Genomic DNA, 17902 nt, shown 5'->3' with positions numbered 1-17902 from the left:
CGGCGAACTTCACATACCAACCCGCCAATTGATTGGATACGTCGTCGATGGTTAACACGGAGCGTGGCGGCGGCGATATCACGTGCGTTCGGTAGCGCACACCTGCCCCGTTCCGATACCCCGTGCCACCCTCGGGGTCCCAGTCCCGAGGGACTCTCCTGTCGAGACCCCACCAAACGAGTGAGTGGTCCACATGTCAACCCCGACGTAGAAGGGTGGTCGACTCGTCTCTCACGTATGGCAATCGCAACCGTCGGCGACACGTCTCACGCGACACTCGACGTGACTACCGAGCGAATCGAGGCCTTCGCCGAGGTGACCGGAGACACGAACCCACTGCACCTCGACGACGCACACGCCGACGCGTCGATGTTCGGCGGCCGAATCGCACACGGAATGCTCTCTGCGGGGGCGGTCAGTGCCGCACTCGCCGACCTCCCCGGCGAAATCGTCTATCTCTCCCAAGACTTGGAGTTTCTGAAGCCAGTACGTCCGGGTGAAACAGTCTCGGTGACCGTGACAGTCGTCGAGGACCTCGGCGACGACAAAGTTCGCGTGGAGACGGGTGCCGAGACAGACGAGACAGTGCTCACCGGAGAGGCAGTCGTGTTGTCGCTTCCTCCCGTCGAAGCAGCGAACTAAGCCACGTGGTGGCAGTCTCGGTCCGCACCGACGAGAGGCGGCAGACCTTACATCGCCTGCGAATCCCAGTTCCGGAGCAACACGACACTGAAGACAGTCAAGAACACTGCGATGCCGAGGTTCCTGACGAAGTCACCGACGTCGCCGGAGGCGGCGAGTCTGTATACGCCGAGAGACACGAGCAACCCGACGACGAGCGTGAACAGCACCATCGTCCACGACCGGGCGCGCATAGTCGAACGTAGCGACTCCACGGAGTTAGTCGTTGAGGTAGCGTCGTCGAAAAGTGGCAGTGCAGGAGGCGATTCGTCCGTTTCAGGCGCTCGCGTCGTATCCTGCTTCTTCGACTGCAGCGACGAGTGCGTCGATATCGGCCGCACCTTCGACGGTGGCGCTGTCTGCCTCGCGGTCCGCCGTCGCGTCGGTCACGCCGTCGACGCCGGCGAGTGCGTCTTCGACGCGCCCTTCGCAGTGTTCGCACGTCATACCAGTGACGGTGATGGTCGTACTCATCGTTCGATGGTACGGTCTTCTCTCCTTTGTCGATTTTCCTTTTGAAAGGCCGGCTCAGACGCCGAGTGTACTTTGGAATCCAAACCAATATTCGAGAAATACCTATGCAGTTGTGGCTCGTAAGCGACGGTGCATGCGTGACCTCGACGAAACGGACCTCCGAATCCTCGAACTCCTCGCCGAAGACGCCCGCCGGCCCTTCAGTGACATCTCCGACAACGTGGGTCTCTCCGCACCCGCCGTCTCCGACCGAATCGACAGACTCCGGGAAGAGGGAATCATCCGCCGCTTTACCGTCGACCTCGACCAATCGACGCTCGCCGGGGGAACGCCCGTCCTCGTCCGCCTCTCGGTCCGTCCGGAGTTCGTCGACGAGGTGCGGGATACCCTCCGCGCCGCCGACCCGGTCGAACACCTGTTCGTGTCGGTAGACGGTGCGGTGACGTTCCACGCCAGACTCGACGGCGACGCCACGCGCACCGAACTGAACGAACTCGTGGACCTCTCACGGGTCCGCGACTACGAGGTCAGCCTCGTCGAATCCGCGGAGTGGACGCCGACGGTCAACGGAACCGGGTTCGCACTGGAGTGCGCCGAGTGTGGCAACACCGTCACGAGCGAAGGCGAAAGCGCCCGCATCGGCGGCACACTCTACCACTTCTGCTGTTCGTCCTGTCTGGACCGCTTCGACTCGCGGTACGACCGTCTCGAAGCGGGTGCGAAATCGAACGACGACTGAGTGGGACCAGTTCCGAAACTCGATGTCGAGAATCACCTTCGAATCGAAAGTTTGGGTCCGGATTTTGTCCAGTTCGTAAGGCACAATTCAGGTAAGAAAGGGGCACGTATACCTACGTAATGAGTAGCCGAACGGCACATCTGGACATCCGCGGCATGAGTTGCGCGAACTGCTCGCGCACCGTCGGGGAGACACTCGAATCACTCGACGGCGTCTCGGAGGCGACCATCAACTTCGCCACCGACGAGGGGTCCGTCGAGTACGACCCCGAGGAGGTATCGCTCGCAGAGGTGTACGACGCCATCGAGATGGCGGGGTACGAGGCCGTCTCGGAGACCCGCTCTATCGGTATCTCTGGGATGAGTTGTGCGAACTGCGCCGACGCGAACCGGAAATCGCTGGAGTCGCTTCCCGGCGTCGTCGACGCGGAGGTCAACTTCGCCACCGACGAAGCCCTCGTGACGTACAACCCCGCCGACGTGACGCTCGACGACCTGTATCAGGCCGTCGAAGACGCCGGCTACACGCCTATCCGCGACGACGAAGACGAATCTGGAAGCGGTGAAGACGCACGCGACGTGGCACGAAACGACGAGATACGCCGTCAGAAACGACTGACGCTCTTCGGTGCGGCACTGTCGACGCCGCTGTTGGTGATGCTCGCACTCGAACTGTTCACCGCGTCCGGTCTCCCCGAGACGATTCCGGGGACGGGCATCCCGATGGGGTGGCTTGCGTTCGCCCTCGCGACGCCCGTCCAGGTCGTCCTCGGCCGCGAGTTCTACGTCAACTCCTACAAGGCAATCGTGCGCAACCGCACTGCCAACATGGACGTCCTCATCGCCATGGGGTCCTCCACGGCGTACCTCTACTCGGTGGCCGTTCTCGTCGGCCTCCTCGCAGGAAGTCTCTACTTCGACACCGCCGCGCTCATCCTGGTGTTCATCACGCTCGGGAACTTCCTCGAAGCGCGCTCGAAGGGCCAAGCGTCCGAGGCGCTTCGCACGCTCCTCGAACTCGAAGCGGACACCGCGACGCTCGTCTCCGACGACGGCACCGAACGCGAAGTCCCGCTGGACGAGGTGGAAGTCGGCGACCGAATGAAGGTCCGACCCGGTGAGAAGATTCCAACCGACGGCGTCGTCGTCGACGGCGACTCCGCCGTGGACGAGTCGATGGTCACCGGCGAGTCCGTCCCTGTCTCGAAGGAACCCGGCGACGAAGTCGTCGGGTCGACGGTGAACCAAAACGGCGTCCTCGTGGTCGAAGCGACCAAAGTCGGGTCCGAGACGGCGATTCAGCAAATCGTCTCGCTCGTCAAGGAAGCACAGGGTCGCCAACCCGACATCCAGAACCTCGCAGACCGCATCTCGGCGTACTTCGTCCCGGCCGTCATCGTCAACGCCCTGTTCTGGGGAAGCGTCTGGTTCCTCTTCCCCGAAGCACTGTCCGGATTCGTCCAGTCGCTCCCACTGTGGGGACTCGTCGCCGGTGGTCCCACCATCGCGGGCGGAAGCGTCTCGACGTTCGAGTTCGCCGTCGTCGTCTTCGCCTCGGCGGTCCTCATCGCCTGTCCGTGTGCCCTCGGCCTCGCAACGCCGGCCGCGACGATGGTCGGGACGGCCATCGGTGCCCGCAACGGCGTCCTGTTCAAGGGCGGTGACATCCTCGAACGCGTCAAAGACGTGGAGACAGTCGTCTTCGACAAGACGGGGACGCTCACGAAAGGCGAGATGACGCTGACCGACGTCGTGGCACTCGGCCCCGCCGCCGACGGGTCGGGCGTCGTCACCGCCGACGACGAGGCACTCGACGAAACGGCCGTCCTCCGGTACGCCGCCTCCGCCGAACGGAACAGTGAACACCCACTCGCCCGCGCCATCGTCGAGGGTGCGGAAGACCGGGGCATCGACCTCTCGGACCCCGAAGACTTCGAAAACGTCCCCGGGCACGGGATTCATGCGACTGTCGACGGGCGAACTGTCCTCGTCGGCAACCGCAAACTCCTCTCGGACGAGGGCGTCGACCCGGCACCCGCCGAAGACGCGCTCCGTGCCCTCGAAGAAGACGGAAAGACTGCCATGCTCGTCGCCGTCGGTGGCGAACTCGCCGGTATCGTCGCCGACGCAGACGAAGTGAAAGACACCGCGAAGGCCGCCGTCAGCGCCCTCCGCGAACGCGGCACCGAGGTTCACATGATTACCGGCGACAACGAGCGGACTGCTCGCGCCGTCGCCGCGCAAGTCGGCATCGACCCCGACAACGTCAGTGCCGGCGTCCTCCCCGAGGACAAAGCCGACGCCGTCGAATCGCTCCAGAGCGACGGCCGCAAGGTCATGATGGTCGGTGACGGCGTCAACGACGCACCCGCCCTCGCCGCGGCGTTCGTCGGGACCGCACTCGGGTCGGGCACTGACGTCGCCATCGAGGCGGCCGACGTGACGCTCATGCGCGACGACCCGCAGGACGTGGTGAAGGCCATCCGCATCTCCGAGGGGACGCTCTCGAAAATCAAACAGAACCTGTTCTGGGCGCTCGGCTACAACACGGCGATGATTCCGCTCGCGTCGCTCGGTCTCTTGCAACCGGTCTTCGCCGCCGGCGCGATGGCGTTCTCGTCGGTGTCGGTGCTCGCGAACAGCCTCCTGTTCCGCACCTACAAACCGGACCACGACTACTCGCTTCTCGACTTCCTCCGCCGGTAAGTCGGGCACCCAGAATCGACTGGGTCTGGTGAGGACAGAACCCCCCTATTTCATCTCGAACAACACTCCCACAGACGACAGTTTGTTCGCACCGGTTTCGACGTTCGACCCGCACGCCCGCCGGTCACGACGCCACCCAGTTTTTGTTCTCACGGGGTGAAGTATCAGGCACGATGATACGAGAAACGACGGCCGGGTTGGTGATGTGGGGAGTAGTCGCAGTCGGTCTCTTCGTCGCACTCGCCGGTGTGGCGACCCTCGTCGGGATGCCGTGGCGCTACACCGCGATGGGTGTCGTCGGCATCGCACTGCAGATGTTCGGGTCGGTCGTCGCTGTCGGAATCGGGGCAGGACTCGCGTGGCTCGGCGTGACGAGTGGGCGCGAAAAACGGTGAGTGGCGTGTTCAGTACCGCGACGGCATGAACGCCATACCGATGAGGAGGACAATCGTCGTGAACGAGACGATGGTGACTCCCCACAGGCCGTTCTCGAAGAGGTGGAACTCCTCGATGCTGTGTTGCTGCGCTTCGTAGCTCTCGTAGTTCTGCGTCAGGACCATCGTGCTTCCGTCAGGGAAGTACGCGAGGTACTGCTGGTCGCCGAGAGTCACGTTCGCCTCGTTGTCGATACCGATGGTGTTCTCCTCGGCGGCGAACCACTCGAGGGTCACGCCCGAAGTTTCGACTGTGGCGACGGTGACTGACTCGTTGTTGTAGTCGAAGGAGTCACCTTCGGCGACGGTGCGCGTCTCGTTGGCCGGGAAGTATTCGTCGGCGGGAACGAGCGTCGAGTCGTTGACGACGACGTAGCGCTCACCGTCACGAGTGACCGTCTCGTTGTCGGCGTTCGGGTCGTTCTGCAGGATGGCCGTGTCGTTTCGGAGTTCGACGAGCGTCGCTTCGGACGGGTCGGAGACGTTGGCGATTTCGACACGGTAGTCCGTGCCGTCGAGCGTGACGGTGCTCGCGTTGTCCCACGCCTCGGTGAAACGGGCTGATTCGTTCACGTAGGAGAGTTCACCGGAACGGACGAGGGTGGTGCCGCCACCGTGCCCGCCGGATTCCTCTTCCTCGGTGATCGACGACACTGTATACGTCTGGTCACTTCCGGGGACGGAGAACTCGTCTCCCTGTGCCAGCGAGTACTCGGGGTTCTCGAAACTGATCGACGGCGTCGATGCAGTCGCGATGAGCGAGTATGCACCGGCACCGATGACCAGGAAGAACACGACGGAGATGATCGCGGCGCGTCGTTGCATGGTTTCGGCATGGGCCACACGGCGTATAACGATTACTTTTCTTCGGAGTGTGTCCGCGAATCTCAGAGCAGGTGGGGCAGTTAAATCCCAGAATATTGAGGGAAATTCGTCCGACAACCAAGGGTTTTGATACCGGTGTGCAATACAGTACCAGCAAAACCTTCGGTCGAGTCTGGGCAGGCCGGCCGGGTTGGGGTACGATGACATCTGAGAACGAACACGTGGCCGACCATCTCGAACTCGTCTTCGACCGGTTCGACTTTCTCCGGGCGCTAGACAGCGATAGCCTCGACAAACGCGACTTGGCCGACTATCTCGGCTACTCTCGGTCGACTGTGGACAGAGCCATCCGTGACCTGACTGCGTCTGGCCTCGTCGTCGCACGGCAGGGGAGCTTTTCGATTTCGCTGAAGGGCAGGTACGTGCTCACACTCTTCCAGTCGTGTCACGACGACCTCGCGGACCTCCTCGAACTGGACTCGATTATCTCCAAAGAGTCCGCTGACTACCCACTTCCCCTCCCTGTGCTCCTCGGTTCCGACGTCCAACAGACGGTCAGTACGTCTCCCGACCGTCCAATCGAGGAACTCAGCGCTCAACTCGCGTCGACGAGTCACGGCACGTTCGTCTTCGCTCGACGGCCGAACCACGCCTACATGGAACGGTTGACGCGATGGATTGCAGACGGGCACTCGTGTCGCATCCTCGCGCCCGAACCTGTCGTCACAGCCATGTGGAGAGAGTCTCCGCTCCTCCTCGAGACGATTCACGCCGTGGATAACTGCGCGATTCGCACCGGGGAGGTCCCACCGTTTTCCTTCCTGCTCGGTGTCGTCGGCGGAACACCGCACCTGACGGTCGTCGATTACGACGCCGACAGGCACCCGCGGTGTGTGATTCAGAACACGTCCGACGAGAGCGTCAGGTGGGGACGGAGCCGCGCACAGTCGCTCTGGAACGAGGCGACTCCCTTCGACCTCGACGGCGAGACCGACGAGACGGCAGTCGGCGGCGACACTATCGACGCGAGTGAAATCACTCCTCCCGGCGGGGCAGACACGAGTGACTCGCCCGACGTGGCTGAGGACCCCGCTGGAGCGACAGAGACCGGCCCGCGTGCGGCGAGTGAAACACAGGACTCCGGTACACAACTCCCGACCACGCTCCAGTCGCAGGGATTCGTCCGCCTCTCACCGGAGTACTTCGACCGCGTCGGCGTCTCGGCACCACTCGCGTGCTGGCGCGCCGGATTCGACCTCGCCGAAGTCCGCAAAGGCTACGCACTCGACCGGGAGCGACCAACGCCCGACGGTCGTGAGAACGTCACCGACGACGTGGTCGCACGACTCCGTGCCGGCGAGGACCACGTCGTCGTCGGACCGCCCGGTTCCGGGAAAAGTACGGTGTGCATGTCTGTCGCCTCCCGGTGGTACGAGAGCGAGCGAGGAACTGTCCTCTATCGGAAGAGCGGCCGACGAGAACCCTTCTCCGCCACGGCACACCTCTCGGCGTATCTCGCTGAGACGCCGGGGCACACCCTCGTCGTCGTAGAAGACGCGACGCGGAGCGAGGCCAACGACATCTTCGAACTCGTCCGTGAGTTCGCCGACGACGACCGGGTGACGTTCCTCCTCGATAGCCGTGAAAACGAGTGGCTTGAGGGCCACCTCCGTGGGTCTGCCCGCCTCGAATCACACCGGACACAGGCAATCGACGTGGTGTCGGTCCCACCGGTCGATGCCCGCGAACGCGAACGCATCGTCGAGCACTTCGAAGAGACGGTTGGTCGCACAATCGACCTCGACCCCGAGGAGTTCCTCCCTAGCGAAGAGGACGAACTCGCTCCCGGAGAGATGTACCTGTTCTTCCATCGCCTCGCGCGGCACGCCGAACCCACCACCTACGGCGATGCGGCCCCGACGACGCTACTCGACGACATCGACGGTGTCTACGAGGACCTTCTGGCGGTCGACGAAGAACTCGCCGTCGACGTCGGTGTCCTCGTCAATCTCCTGAACGCCTCCGGAATCGACGTCGACGTTCCCCTCGCGTACGCGCTGGCGGAATCGACACACGACGAATCGGTCGTCGAATCGGCACTCGACGAACTCGAACGCTCAGTTCTCTACTCCACGTTCGGCGACACAGAGTCAGACCGCGTCCGGACTGTCCACGAGACGTGGTCGACGCGATTCCTCCAGCGACTCCTCGATATCGAATCCGAACGGCGAGCAAGGCGTCGGTTCGAGCACTGTCTCGGATCTCTCTTCTCGCTCGTCGAAGACGAATCGGAACGCCGGCGGGTTCAATCGGTCTTTGGCGGGACCGCAGATATCATCCGAACGATAGACGACGACCCCGCGTCGTGGGGTGACCACCTCGTAGAGAACGTCTTCCAACTCGGCGTGAACAACCCGACACTCTCAGAACTGTTCGCTGAGACGGAATACTCAGACATCGATGTCCCCACTACGTGCGATTCGGCCCTCCGACTCGACGTCCGTCGATGGCGCGCCCGTATGTTCGTCAACGGCGGTGAACTCGACCGGGCAGAACGTGAGTTCCGCACACTCTCAGAATTAACTGGCGAAGTGCTCAGCGATGAGACACGGACGCGAGCGCGTGCGGACGGGTTCGCCGGACTCTCGGAAGTTGCTCGCTACCATGGTGACTTCGACCGTGCGCGTGAGGCCGCAGAAGCGGCCCTCGACCGCTTCGAACAGGTGGATGACGACGTTGGACGGAGTGACGTGTTGAACGCAATGGGGTCCATCGAGCGGCACCTTGGGGAACTCGACTCTGCGACAGAATACTACGAACGTGCGCTCGAGCTTCGACGAGCCGTCGGTGACGAGGCCAAAGTTGCGAGCACGCTCGCGAACCTCGGCCAAGTGGAGATGTCTCTCGGGTGTTACGACGAGGCACGCGAACACGCAGAACAGAGCCTCCAGATTCGGCGAGATATTCACTATCGATGGGGAGAAGCACTCAGCATCTCCCTCATGGGAATCATCGAACTCGAGGACGGGACGCTCGACGACGCCGAGCGATACACTCGATTAGCGCTGGATATCCGCCACGATATCGGCGACTCGATGGGTGCTGCGTCGTCGTCGAACAACCTCGCACGAATCGAGTTCGAACAGGGCGCAGTCACCGATGCGAGAGCGCGCTTCGAGGAACTCTCCAGTTCACTCAACGACGACCAACTCGATTGGATTCGCGGACACGTTCATCTCGGACTCGGTGCAGTACTCCTCGAACTGGGCGACTCCGACGCCGTATTCGAACACATCGACGCGGCAGTCGACGTACTCGAACCGGGGACGTCGAAGTTGGTCGAAGCACAAATGATTCGAGCGCGCGCCCACCTGGATTGCGGAGAGCTAGCTGTTGCCCGATCGCTCACCGAGGATACAGTCGACAAGATACCGACACTCAATCGAGAAGCACGAGCCCATGTACATCTCGCGTATGGACTCACATTGGTCGAAGATGGCGAGATAGACGACGGACTACAGTCCCTCGAATCAGCCGTGGAAGTCGCACCATCACGTGTCTTCGAGGGTCGGTGTCTCTGTTTCCTCTCGGACGCACTCCGTACTGTGGGCCGACCCACCGACGCACTCGACAAACTCGAACGTGCTGTGGAGTGTTTTTCGACCGTCGAAGCAGGGGTTCGAGCACGGAAGACGGCACTCGACGCGATCGAACTCGCCGAGGAGATTGGCAACGACTCTTCGATAGCGAACCTCGAAACGCACCTCGACTGAGCACGGACTCGGCCCGACTGGTTCTCTACGCGCTGTGGAGGAAGGTTCGGTGGTGGTCAGTCTGGCCTCTCTGAAAACACAACGTGCACGCAGTGTCGCCACTGTAAGGGCGCGGACGAGACTCGTCAGTACGGTCGAGGAGAGTCAGAAGAAGCCAAGGGCCGGATTTGAACCGGCGGGGGTTCCGCTCTGCAGGCGGATGCGTTGGGCCGGACTCTGCCACCTTGGCGCAGTTTATCGTATCGCTGTCTGGTGCTTAAGCCTGACGGTGTGAGGGTTCGTGTGGTGTTCTAACCCCCGTTCAAGGGGTACTGTCTCACTCGTGGTGGGTGGTACCTGCAGGCGTCGTGTGCTGCCGCTCACAGCACCGACCGGCTCACTCGTTCCAGTCGCGAGTGACGGACCCGCGAGTGCTGCGGCTCACGGGCACCGAACCGCACGCGAGTGGCGAATCCACTCGCCGTAAATGAAGAAAGCCCACCGGACGCGTGTCCGGTGGGCTTTCGGTGAAGTATGAGTAGGGGCGGCGAACTGGATTTCCCAGAGGATCGCTCACTCCAGTACTGACCAGAACGCAGGTGAGCTTAACTTCCGTGTTCGGGATGGGTACGGGTGGAACCTCACCGCTCTGGCCGCCTTAATTCCGATCAATGGAATCGAACCATTGTGATACCAATATCGGTGGCGTCTGACTAACGTACGTGCAATCCAGTTTGCGCCTGGACCCGTTCTCGGGTCTCAGTGCGTATGAATGTGGCTTGGTCTGTTAGTGCTCGCGGGCTGAACAACTCGTTGCCTCGTTGCGTACACCCCGAGTCTATCGAACTCGTCTTCTACGAGTGACCTCAGTGGAACTTCTTTTCCGTGTAGGTTTCGAGCTTAGATGCTTTCAGCTCTTACCCTGCGGTGCGTAGCTGCCCGGCAACTGCCCTCTCGGACAACCGGTACACCAGTGGCACCCATTCGTAGTTCCTCTCGTACTATACGAACGTTCACGTCATGTTCCTAAACACCCCCAATAGATAGCAGCCGACCTGTCTCACGACGGTCTAAACCCAGCTCACGACCTCCTTTAATAGGCGAACAACCTCACCCTTGCCCGCTTCTGCACGGGCAGGATGGAGGGAACCGACATCGAGGTAGCAAGCCACCGGGTCGATATGTGCTCTTGCCGGTGACGACTCTGTTATCCCTAAGGTAGCTTTTCTGTCATCTACGGGTCCCATGAATGAACCTCGTAGGTTCGCTAGACCACGCTTTCGCGTCAGCGACACTCGTTGGGAATGTCACTGTCAGACTTCCGTTTGCTCTTGCGCTCTTCCACGAGTTTCCGACTCGCGTGAGGAAATCTTTGGGCGCGCTCGATATCTTTTCGAGCGCGTACCGCCCCAGTCAAACTGCCCGGCTACCGGTGTCCTCCGCCAGGAGTGAGAGTCGCAGTCACTAACGGGTAGTATTTCAATGTTGCCTCGGTGGCCCGCTGGCGCGGGTACCTGTGTAACGGCTCCTACCTATGCTGCACATTAGCGACCACGTCTCAGCGACAGCCTGCAGTAAAGCTCTATAGGGTCTTCGCTTCCCCTTGGGGGTCTCCAGACTCCGCACTGGAACGTGCTGTTCACCGGGCCCAACGTTGGGACAGTGACGCTCTCGTTGATCCATTCATGCAAGCCGCTACTGAAGCGGCAAGGTACTACGCTACCTTAAGAGGGTCATAGTTACCCCCGCCGTTGACGGGTCCTTCGTCCCATTGTAATGGGTGTTCAGATACCCGCACTGGGCAGGATTCAGTGACCGTACGAGTCCTTGCGGATTTGCGGTCACCTATGTTGTTACTAGACAGTCGGAGCGTCCGAGTCACTGCGACCTGCTCGATCAAGAGCAGGTATCCCTTATCGCGAACTTACGGGACTAACTTGCCGAATTCCCTAACGTCGGTTGTTCCCGACAGGCCTTGGCTTGCTCTGCCAGCGCACCTGTGTCGGATCTCGGTACGGTCTTCTTGCTCGTCTTTTCACGGGCTCTAGGTACCGCCGAGTTTCCCTATCTCACCATTCTTTCGCTTCGTGCCATTACGGCTTCCACGAAGTTCGGTGATTCGACGGGGCGAAGGCCCCGCTCGGTGTTTCCTAAAGCGTCGACTTTGAGTGCAAGAAGGTACTGGAATATTAACCAGTTTCCCTTTCATCTATTTCGAATTACGGATAGACTTAGGATCGACTAACCCTCGGCTGATTAGCAGTGCCGAGGAACCCTTGCGCGTAAGGCCGTCGGGGTTCACACCCGACTCTCGCTGCTACTGAGACCATGATTTTCGTTGCTGCTCGGTCCACACGAAGTCTCCCCCGTGCTTCCACCCAAACAGTATGCCAACCTACGGAATCGTACTATGAGTACGCCGCCAGGTCTCGGAGATGGATTTGAGCCCCGATCATTTTCGACGCCTCGAACCTCGGCCGGTAAGCTGTTACGCTATTCTTAGAGGGTAGCTGCTTCTAAGCTCACCTCCCGGCTGTTTAGGGCTCGAGACAATCTTCAATCGCACTTAATCCATACTTTGGGTCCTTAACCTAGCTCTGGGTTGTCTCCCTCACGGTGCACAAGCTTACCCCGCACACCGGACTCCCTGAGTCTACGACGTTCGTAAGTTCGGAGTTTGACAGGGAAGCGAACTCCTCTCGGAGTCCGGATTCCCAATCGGTCGCTCTACCTCACGAACTATCTCATCAGAGGTCATGCTTCGACATGTTTCGGTTGGAACCAGCTGTTGCCAAGTTCGATGGGCCTTTCACCCCTACACCAGAGTCACGAGAGGGTATTGTAGGACACCAACTCTAACGGGCCTCCACGCAGCTTTCGCCACGCTTCACCCTGCTCCGGCGTAGATCACTTGGTTTCGGGTCGCATCCGGTTGGCTCCCCGCCCTTGAAGACGGTGGCCCTGGTCAAAGACTGCGGCCGTATCGGTTTCCCTATGCCTCCGGGGGTTCACCCCTTAGACTCGCCAGTCAGATGCACTCCATGGTTCGTTTTTCAAAACGTACGACGTAACATCGGCTTCGCACGAGTCTTACTATGGAATCGCTTCCAATTCATTCGTCGTGCGACCTTGTATGCTACGTCGCTCTATCGCCAACTGATTTCAAGCCCTATTGCACCGCCCTTTTCGGGGTGCTTTTCAGCGTTCGCTCACGCTACTTGTTCGCTATCGGTCTCGAGGAGTGTTTAGTCTTCGCAGTTGATGCCTGCGTAATTCACGAGGGATATCCAACCCCCGCTATTCTGGAACAACCCCGGGACCTTTTTCTTACACTACGGGGTTTTCACCCTGTATCACGCTCCGTTCCAGGAGACTTCGTGTAAGATCCAGGTCCGTTACGGGTAGTCCGTACACCACATTGCCCGAAGGCTTCGGTTTGGACTGTGTCGCTTTCACTCGCCGTTACTCACGATATCGCGGATTGCTTTCTTTTCCTGCTCCTACTAAGATGTTTCAATTCGGAGCGTTCCCCATTGCGCAAGGCAATTGCGTGGGGATTCCCATTCGGAGATCCTCAGTTCTTTCCCTCCATGCGGGTCCCTGAGGCTTATCGCAGCTTGGCACGTCCGTCATCGGCTCTCGAGCCGAGCTATCCACCAGCTGGCACAGTAGCCAGTTGATATAGTCACTGTGACCCGGAGAACGGGTCCAGTGGACGCCTGGATTGCACGTACACACGGTTTCATCAAACGCCCAGTAGTCTTCTGGCGCGTTTTCGACCCTTCCCAACCACGCTTGCGCGGGTTGGTGCATCAGTCGTCAATGCTCATTCCTTCGTATCGCCGTCCCACACTTAAGGGGCACGATTCAACGAGGGTTGAACATTGCTTACCATGGACCCACAGGGATTCGAACCCTGGGCATCCTCCTTGCAAAGGAGGCACTCTACCACTGAGCTATGGGCCCGTGTTAGCCCTAGTAGTTCTAAGGTGTCCGAACGGATGGTGTTCGAACTCGGAAGATCGCGTGTGAGCCACCCCGTCGGGGTGGTCTCGGTCGTTAGGAGGTGATCCAGCCGCAGATTCCCCTACGGCTACCTTGTTACGACTTAAGCCCCCTTGCGAAGCCCAGATTCGACTGTCGTGTGACAGCCTCATCCGGACCTCACTCGGGTGCTTTGACGGGCGGTGTGTGCAAGGAGCAGGGACGTATTCACCGCACTCTTGTGAAATGCGATTACTACCGAATCCAGCTTCATGAGGGCGAGTTTCAGCCCTCAATCCGAACTACGATCGAGTTTAGGAGATTAGCGTTCTCTTTCGAGATAGCAACCCATTGTCTCGACCATTGTAGCCCGCGTGTAGCCCAGCTCATTCGGGGCATACTGACCTACCGTTGCCCGTTCCTTCCTCCGCTTTAGCAGCGGCAGTCCTTCTAATGTACCCAGCCAGTCGAAACTGCTGCTGGCAATTAGAAGTGCGGGTCTCGCTCGTTGCCTGACTTAACAGGACGCCTCACGGTACGAGCTGACGGCGGCCATGCACCTCCTCTCTATAGCGTCGTGGTAAGGTCATCAACCTGACCGTCATCACTATAGTCGGAGCTGGTGAGATGTCCGGCGTTGAGTCCAATTAAACCGCAGGCTCCTCCGGTTGTAGTGCTCCCCCGCCAATTCCTTTAAGTTTCATCCTTGCGGACGTACTTCCCAGGCGGCTCGCTTCTCGGCTTCCCTACGGCACAGCACAGGCTCGTAGCCTGTGCCACACCTAGCGAGCATCGTTTACAGCTAGGACTACCCGGGTATCTAATCCGGTTCGAGACCCTAGCTTTCGTCCCTCACCGTCGGATCCGTCTTCTCGAGGTGCTTTCGCCATCGGTGGTCCGTCCAGGATTACGGGATTTCACTCCTACCCCGGACGTACCCCTCGAGCCTTCCGGTCCCAAGCCACGTGGTTTCCACCGGACGCCCGCCAGTTAAGCTGGCGGATTTCCCGATGGACCTTCGTGGCCGGCTACGGACGCTTTAGGCCCAATAATATCGGTCATCACTTGGGCTGCCGGTATTACCGCGGCGGCTGGCACCGGTCTTGCCCAGCCCTTATTCCCCGACCGCCTTACAGTCGGGAAAAGCGAGGACTATATGCCCTCGCACTTGGGGTCCCCTTATCGCACTTGCGTACAGTGTAAAGGTTTCGCGCCTGCTGCGCCCCGTAGGGCCCGGAATCTTGTCTCAGATTCCGTCTCCGGGCTCTTGCTCTCACAACCCGTACCGATTATCGGCACGGTGGGCCGTTACCCCACCGTCTACCTAATCGGCCGCAGACACATCCTACGGCGCCGGAGCGTTTGGGAGAGTCGGCATTCCAGCGCGACTCCCCTATGAACTATTAGCCTCAGTTTCCCGAGGTTATCGTTCTCCGTAGGGTAGTTTGTCCACGTGTTACTGAGCTTTCCGCAACGAGTCTAAGCTCGTACAACTAGCATGGCTAAATCGGACCCCAATAGCAATGACCTCCGGCAGGATCAACCGGAATGGGTCGCGACCATTTAAACCTGGTCGCGGGGTGTTGGCGGGTGAATGGCAGCGTAATGCTGTCAAATCACCGTTCAAAGGTCCGAGTTCGAATGATATCCGTTCGGATATCACCGAACTACTAGGGCTAACATCAGATACCGTCTTGCGGCGTACCGCAGGGGCGGAATCCTCATTTCCTTCGGATTTGAATCGAGGTGGTTCGTGGGTATAAACCCGTCGAACCTCGCTCGACCAAACCCGGTGAGGCGGGACGCGTTGAATCGCCCCGCAATCGCGGTGTGTCGTTCGCATTCTTCCGAAATGCCTTGGACCACTTAAGGCCGTCGTATCGTCGGCACCCCGGGAGAGTGTGTCATCCCGGTGAGCGCCAGACGGCCTTGGGTCGGTGGGCGTTCGGACGAAGCCTTCGGGGGGAGTGCCCCCGTGCGCTTCTTCACATTACTTCGAATGGCACGGTTACATAAAAGGCCGTCGAACTGGAGGCTCTTCGTCATGCGGTTTCATGACGGGGCATCAAATAAATCGTGATAGTCTCCGCAAGCGACTGGTGGGTCGGCGAGGTTGTGTCGGGAGTGGCAGCGACCAGAGGCAGTCACTCGAGAACAGCGAGGCTGTGAGAGTAATGTCGCGCGACTGGAGGCCGGCCGTTCATCCCCCGCGTCGTACGTACGGTCTGACCGGGTGTTGGTCGCGCAAGCGAAACTGGCGGTGCCGTCGCCAAAGACGTATCGACTCGCGAGGCGTCAATCGGTCGATACCCGGCGTCCGTCCGGTGGGTCGTCGCTCACCCAACTGGCTCCGGTAGTGCCGGGTACGTGATAGTCGTCGCTCGTACGTGCGTGTGTCCGCGCGCGATAAGAAAATGGACGCTCTCGTACTACTCGTCGAGGTGCTCGATTCCCTTCTTGGAGACGTTCCCCTTGGTGATACTGCCCTCCATCCAGCCGGGCTTGTCCTCGGGAGCACTGCTCTCCCACGACCAAGCGTCGAAGATGTGGACTTTGTCGGTCCCTTTCTCTCGGAGTCGAATCTCCACCGCGTTGTCTTGTGCGTCCTCTTCGGAGTCTGCTGGGTCGAGCCGTCGAGCAGCCTTGAGGGCTGCCTGTCGTGGCATGCTCCCAGAGAAAACACTCGTCTCTGTACCGTCCTCCTCTCGGAGCACGAAATTCCGTTTACCGTCCTCGCGTACCATGATTTTCCACCTCTATGCCATTGAACCACATGGCACATCATAAATATATCGCCGATTTTCGACCGACGACGGGGCCATACTTATATACTCGCGTCAGATGAACCCCAGCGAAGAGCCGTCAACGAACCAACGATTGCACGAGGAAAACGTTCGAATCGGGGAGAAAGTCCCGTCCGCGAGGAATGACGGAGACAACACTTATGTATTCCCTGCGGCGAACCAACGCATAGACCCCCAGATGGTCCGGAAAAAGAAGCTCAGTCCGAGTGGCGCTAAAGACGAGAATGGCGAGTATCACAACGTCCACGTCAACCTCCACGAAGACGAACTCGCAGTCGCCGGCATGGAGATCGGCGACGAAGTATTCGTTCGCGTTCGAGACGGAAAGATAATCATCCAAAAAGCAGACCCAGATCAGGTCGAACACGACTTCTAACACAGGTGTGCCGTGACGTCTCGAAAAACAACCACCCTCAGCGGACCGCACGCACTCCCGACATGAACCTCTACCACCTCGCCAAACCACTCCTCTTTTCGCTCCCACCAGAGACGGCACACGGGACGATTCACGGACTCCTCCGGTCGGTCCGCGAGACGCCCGTCGAGACACTCCTCGAACGACGCTACCGCGTCGAGGACCCACGACTCGCGACGACAGCCTTCGGTCTCGACTTCCCGAACCCCGTCGGCGTCGCCGCCGGATTCGACAAGAACGCCGAGATTCCGACCGTCCTCGCGGCGCTTGGATTCGGCCACGTCGAAGTCGGTGGCGTCACGGCGAAGCCACAGACTGGGAACCCGCGCCCGCGCATGTTCCGCCTCCCCGAAGACGAGGCACTCATCAACCGAATGGGCCTCAACAATGAGGGCGCGGACGCCGTGGGCGCACGCTTGTCCGCGGGTCCGCACCCGGACGTTCCCGTCGGCGTCAACCTCGCACTCTCCGAGGTGACGGCCACCGAGGACGCACCCGAAGACTACCTGTACACCTACGAACGCGTCGCCGACGGCGCGGACTACTTCGTCGTCAACGTCTCGTGTCCCAACAGCGAGGGCTTCCGCGACTTGCAGAACCGCGACTCCCTCGAAGCGATTCTCGGCACCCTCGTGGACGCGGGCGCGGACCCACTCCTCGTCAAACTCTCACCGGACCTGCCGAACCCCGCCGTCGAGGACGCCCTCGAAGTCGTCGACGACCTCTCGCTCGACGGTATCATCGCGAGCAACACGACCACCTCGCGGCCCGACTCGCTCCAGAACGCCAACCAGGCCGAACGCGGCGGCCTCTCTGGCAAGCCCATCGAAGGGCCGGCCACCGAGATGATTCGGTTCATCGCCGACCGAACAGACGTACCCATCGTCGGCGTCGGCGGCGTCTCCGACGCCGAAGGAGCCTATCAGAAGATTCGCGCGGGCGCGTCGATGGTCCAACTCTACACGGGCATGATTTACGAGGGCCCAACCATCGCCCGCGACATCAACCGCGGCCTCCTCGACAGACTCGAACGCGACGGCTTCGACAGTATCGAAGACGCAGTTGGCGCAGACCGCTAAAACAGGAGTT

At 60.3% G+C, this 17902-nt stretch carries 11 protein-coding genes, 2 tRNA genes and 3 rRNA genes; 7 read left to right on the top strand and 9 right to left on the bottom strand.

Annotated elements, in window-relative coordinates; genetic code table 11:
* Window positions 1–237 precede the first annotated feature (237 nt).
* Window positions 238–642, top strand: a complete 405-nt coding sequence (locus GJR96_RS05765) for a MaoC family dehydratase (RefSeq protein ID WP_151162061.1) — start codon at window positions 238–240, stop codon at window positions 640–642.
* A 47-nt stretch (window positions 643–689) separates the two neighbouring features.
* Here the strand turns inward: GJR96_RS05765 and GJR96_RS05760 are convergent, their stop codons facing one another.
* Both GJR96_RS05760 and GJR96_RS05755 read right to left on the bottom strand, forming a co-directional pair.
* Complete coding sequence (locus tag GJR96_RS05760; RefSeq protein WP_151162060.1) at window positions 690–875, bottom strand: hypothetical protein; 186 nt, start codon at window positions 873–875, stop codon at window positions 690–692.
* An 82-nt stretch (window positions 876–957) separates the two neighbouring features.
* On the bottom strand, window positions 958–1155 hold the full coding sequence (locus GJR96_RS05755; protein ID WP_151162059.1) for a heavy-metal-associated domain-containing protein: 198 nt from the start codon (window positions 1153–1155) through the stop codon (window positions 958–960).
* 133 nt (window positions 1156–1288) lie between these two features.
* Between GJR96_RS05755 and GJR96_RS05750 the strand changes: the two genes are divergently transcribed.
* The 3 genes from GJR96_RS05750 (at window position 1289) to GJR96_RS05740 (ending at window position 4994) form a co-directional block, all read left to right on the top strand.
* Complete coding sequence (locus GJR96_RS05750; RefSeq protein ID WP_151162058.1) at window positions 1289–1894, top strand: AsnC family transcriptional regulator; 606 nt, start codon at window positions 1289–1291, stop codon at window positions 1892–1894.
* 119 nt (window positions 1895–2013) lie between these two features.
* Window positions 2014–4599: a heavy metal translocating P-type ATPase gene (locus tag GJR96_RS05745; protein WP_151162057.1), complete on the top strand. Its 2586-nt coding sequence runs from the start codon at window positions 2014–2016 to the stop codon at window positions 4597–4599.
* A 173-nt stretch (window positions 4600–4772) separates the two neighbouring features.
* Window positions 4773–4994: a hypothetical protein gene (locus GJR96_RS05740; RefSeq protein ID WP_151162056.1), complete on the top strand. Its 222-nt coding sequence runs from the start codon at window positions 4773–4775 to the stop codon at window positions 4992–4994.
* A gap of 9 nt (window positions 4995–5003) precedes the next feature.
* Here the strand turns inward: GJR96_RS05740 and GJR96_RS05735 are convergent, their stop codons facing one another.
* The gene (locus GJR96_RS05735; protein ID WP_151162055.1) at window positions 5004–5858 is read right to left on the bottom strand and encodes a hypothetical protein; all 855 of its coding nucleotides are present in this window, start codon (window positions 5856–5858) and stop codon (window positions 5004–5006) included.
* 200 nt (window positions 5859–6058) lie between these two features.
* On the opposite strand from GJR96_RS05735, the gene GJR96_RS05730 reads away from it, so the two are divergent.
* Complete coding sequence (locus GJR96_RS05730) at window positions 6059–9631, top strand: tetratricopeptide repeat protein (protein WP_151162054.1); 3573 nt, start codon at window positions 6059–6061, stop codon at window positions 9629–9631.
* 152 nt (window positions 9632–9783) lie between these two features.
* On the opposite strand, the gene GJR96_RS05725 is transcribed toward GJR96_RS05730, so the two are convergent.
* From GJR96_RS05725 to GJR96_RS05700, 6 genes are all read right to left on the bottom strand, one after another.
* A tRNA-Cys gene (locus GJR96_RS05725) sits at window positions 9784–9860 on the bottom strand.
* A gap of 289 nt (window positions 9861–10149) precedes the next feature.
* Window positions 10150–10271: ribosomal RNA gene (gene rrf / locus GJR96_RS05720) — 5S ribosomal RNA — on the bottom strand.
* 108 nt (window positions 10272–10379) lie between these two features.
* A 23S ribosomal RNA gene (locus GJR96_RS05715) occupies window positions 10380–13291 on the bottom strand.
* A gap of 213 nt (window positions 13292–13504) precedes the next feature.
* Window positions 13505–13576 (bottom strand) — tRNA-Ala (locus tag GJR96_RS05710).
* 95 nt (window positions 13577–13671) lie between these two features.
* A 16S ribosomal RNA gene (locus GJR96_RS05705) occupies window positions 13672–15144 on the bottom strand.
* Together the 16S, 23S and 5S rRNA genes with 2 tRNA genes alongside form the textbook arrangement of a ribosomal RNA operon.
* An 879-nt stretch (window positions 15145–16023) precedes the next feature.
* A complete protein-coding gene (locus GJR96_RS05700) occupies window positions 16024–16338 on the bottom strand; it encodes a non-histone chromosomal MC1 family protein (RefSeq protein ID WP_151162053.1) in 315 nt (104 codons plus the stop codon).
* A gap of 238 nt (window positions 16339–16576) precedes the next feature.
* Here GJR96_RS05700 and GJR96_RS05695 point away from each other — a divergent pair, with 238 nt between their 5' ends.
* Complete coding sequence (locus GJR96_RS05695) at window positions 16577–16774, top strand: hypothetical protein (RefSeq protein WP_004044784.1); 198 nt, start codon at window positions 16577–16579, stop codon at window positions 16772–16774.
* 62 nt (window positions 16775–16836) lie between these two features.
* Window positions 16837–17892 (top strand): quinone-dependent dihydroorotate dehydrogenase, encoded by a 1056-nt coding sequence (locus GJR96_RS05690; RefSeq protein ID WP_151162052.1) that lies wholly within the window; start codon window positions 16837–16839, stop codon window positions 17890–17892.
* Window positions 17893–17902: the final 10 nt, after the last annotated feature.

The organism is Haloferax litoreum, assembly GCF_009674605.1.
Classification (GTDB): domain Archaea; phylum Halobacteriota; class Halobacteria; order Halobacteriales; family Haloferacaceae; genus Haloferax; species Haloferax litoreum.
Note: the sequence above shows the minus strand (reverse complement) of the source record. Positions and strands in the feature narration are given on the sequence as shown.

Coding starts and splice junctions, on each gene's coding strand:
- GJR96_RS05765 (WP_151162061.1), top strand. CDS start 238: ATGGCAATCGCAACCGTCGGCGACACGTCTCACGCGACACTCGACGTG.
- GJR96_RS05690 (WP_151162052.1), top strand. CDS start 16,837: ATGAACCTCTACCACCTCGCCAAACCACTCCTCTTTTCGCTCCCACCA.
- GJR96_RS05735 (WP_151162055.1), bottom strand. CDS start 5,858: ATGCAACGACGCGCCGCGATCATCTCCGTCGTGTTCTTCCTGGTCATC.
- GJR96_RS05695 (WP_004044784.1), top strand. CDS start 16,577: ATGGTCCGGAAAAAGAAGCTCAGTCCGAGTGGCGCTAAAGACGAGAAT.
- GJR96_RS05730 (WP_151162054.1), top strand. CDS start 6,059: ATGACATCTGAGAACGAACACGTGGCCGACCATCTCGAACTCGTCTTC.
- GJR96_RS05745 (WP_151162057.1), top strand. CDS start 2,014: ATGAGTAGCCGAACGGCACATCTGGACATCCGCGGCATGAGTTGCGCG.
- GJR96_RS05740 (WP_151162056.1), top strand. CDS start 4,773: ATGATACGAGAAACGACGGCCGGGTTGGTGATGTGGGGAGTAGTCGCA.
- GJR96_RS05750 (WP_151162058.1), top strand. CDS start 1,289: ATGCGTGACCTCGACGAAACGGACCTCCGAATCCTCGAACTCCTCGCC.
- GJR96_RS05760 (WP_151162060.1), bottom strand. CDS start 875: ATGCGCGCCCGGTCGTGGACGATGGTGCTGTTCACGCTCGTCGTCGGG.
- GJR96_RS05700 (WP_151162053.1), bottom strand. CDS start 16,338: ATGGTACGCGAGGACGGTAAACGGAATTTCGTGCTCCGAGAGGAGGAC.
- GJR96_RS05755 (WP_151162059.1), bottom strand. CDS start 1,155: ATGAGTACGACCATCACCGTCACTGGTATGACGTGCGAACACTGCGAA.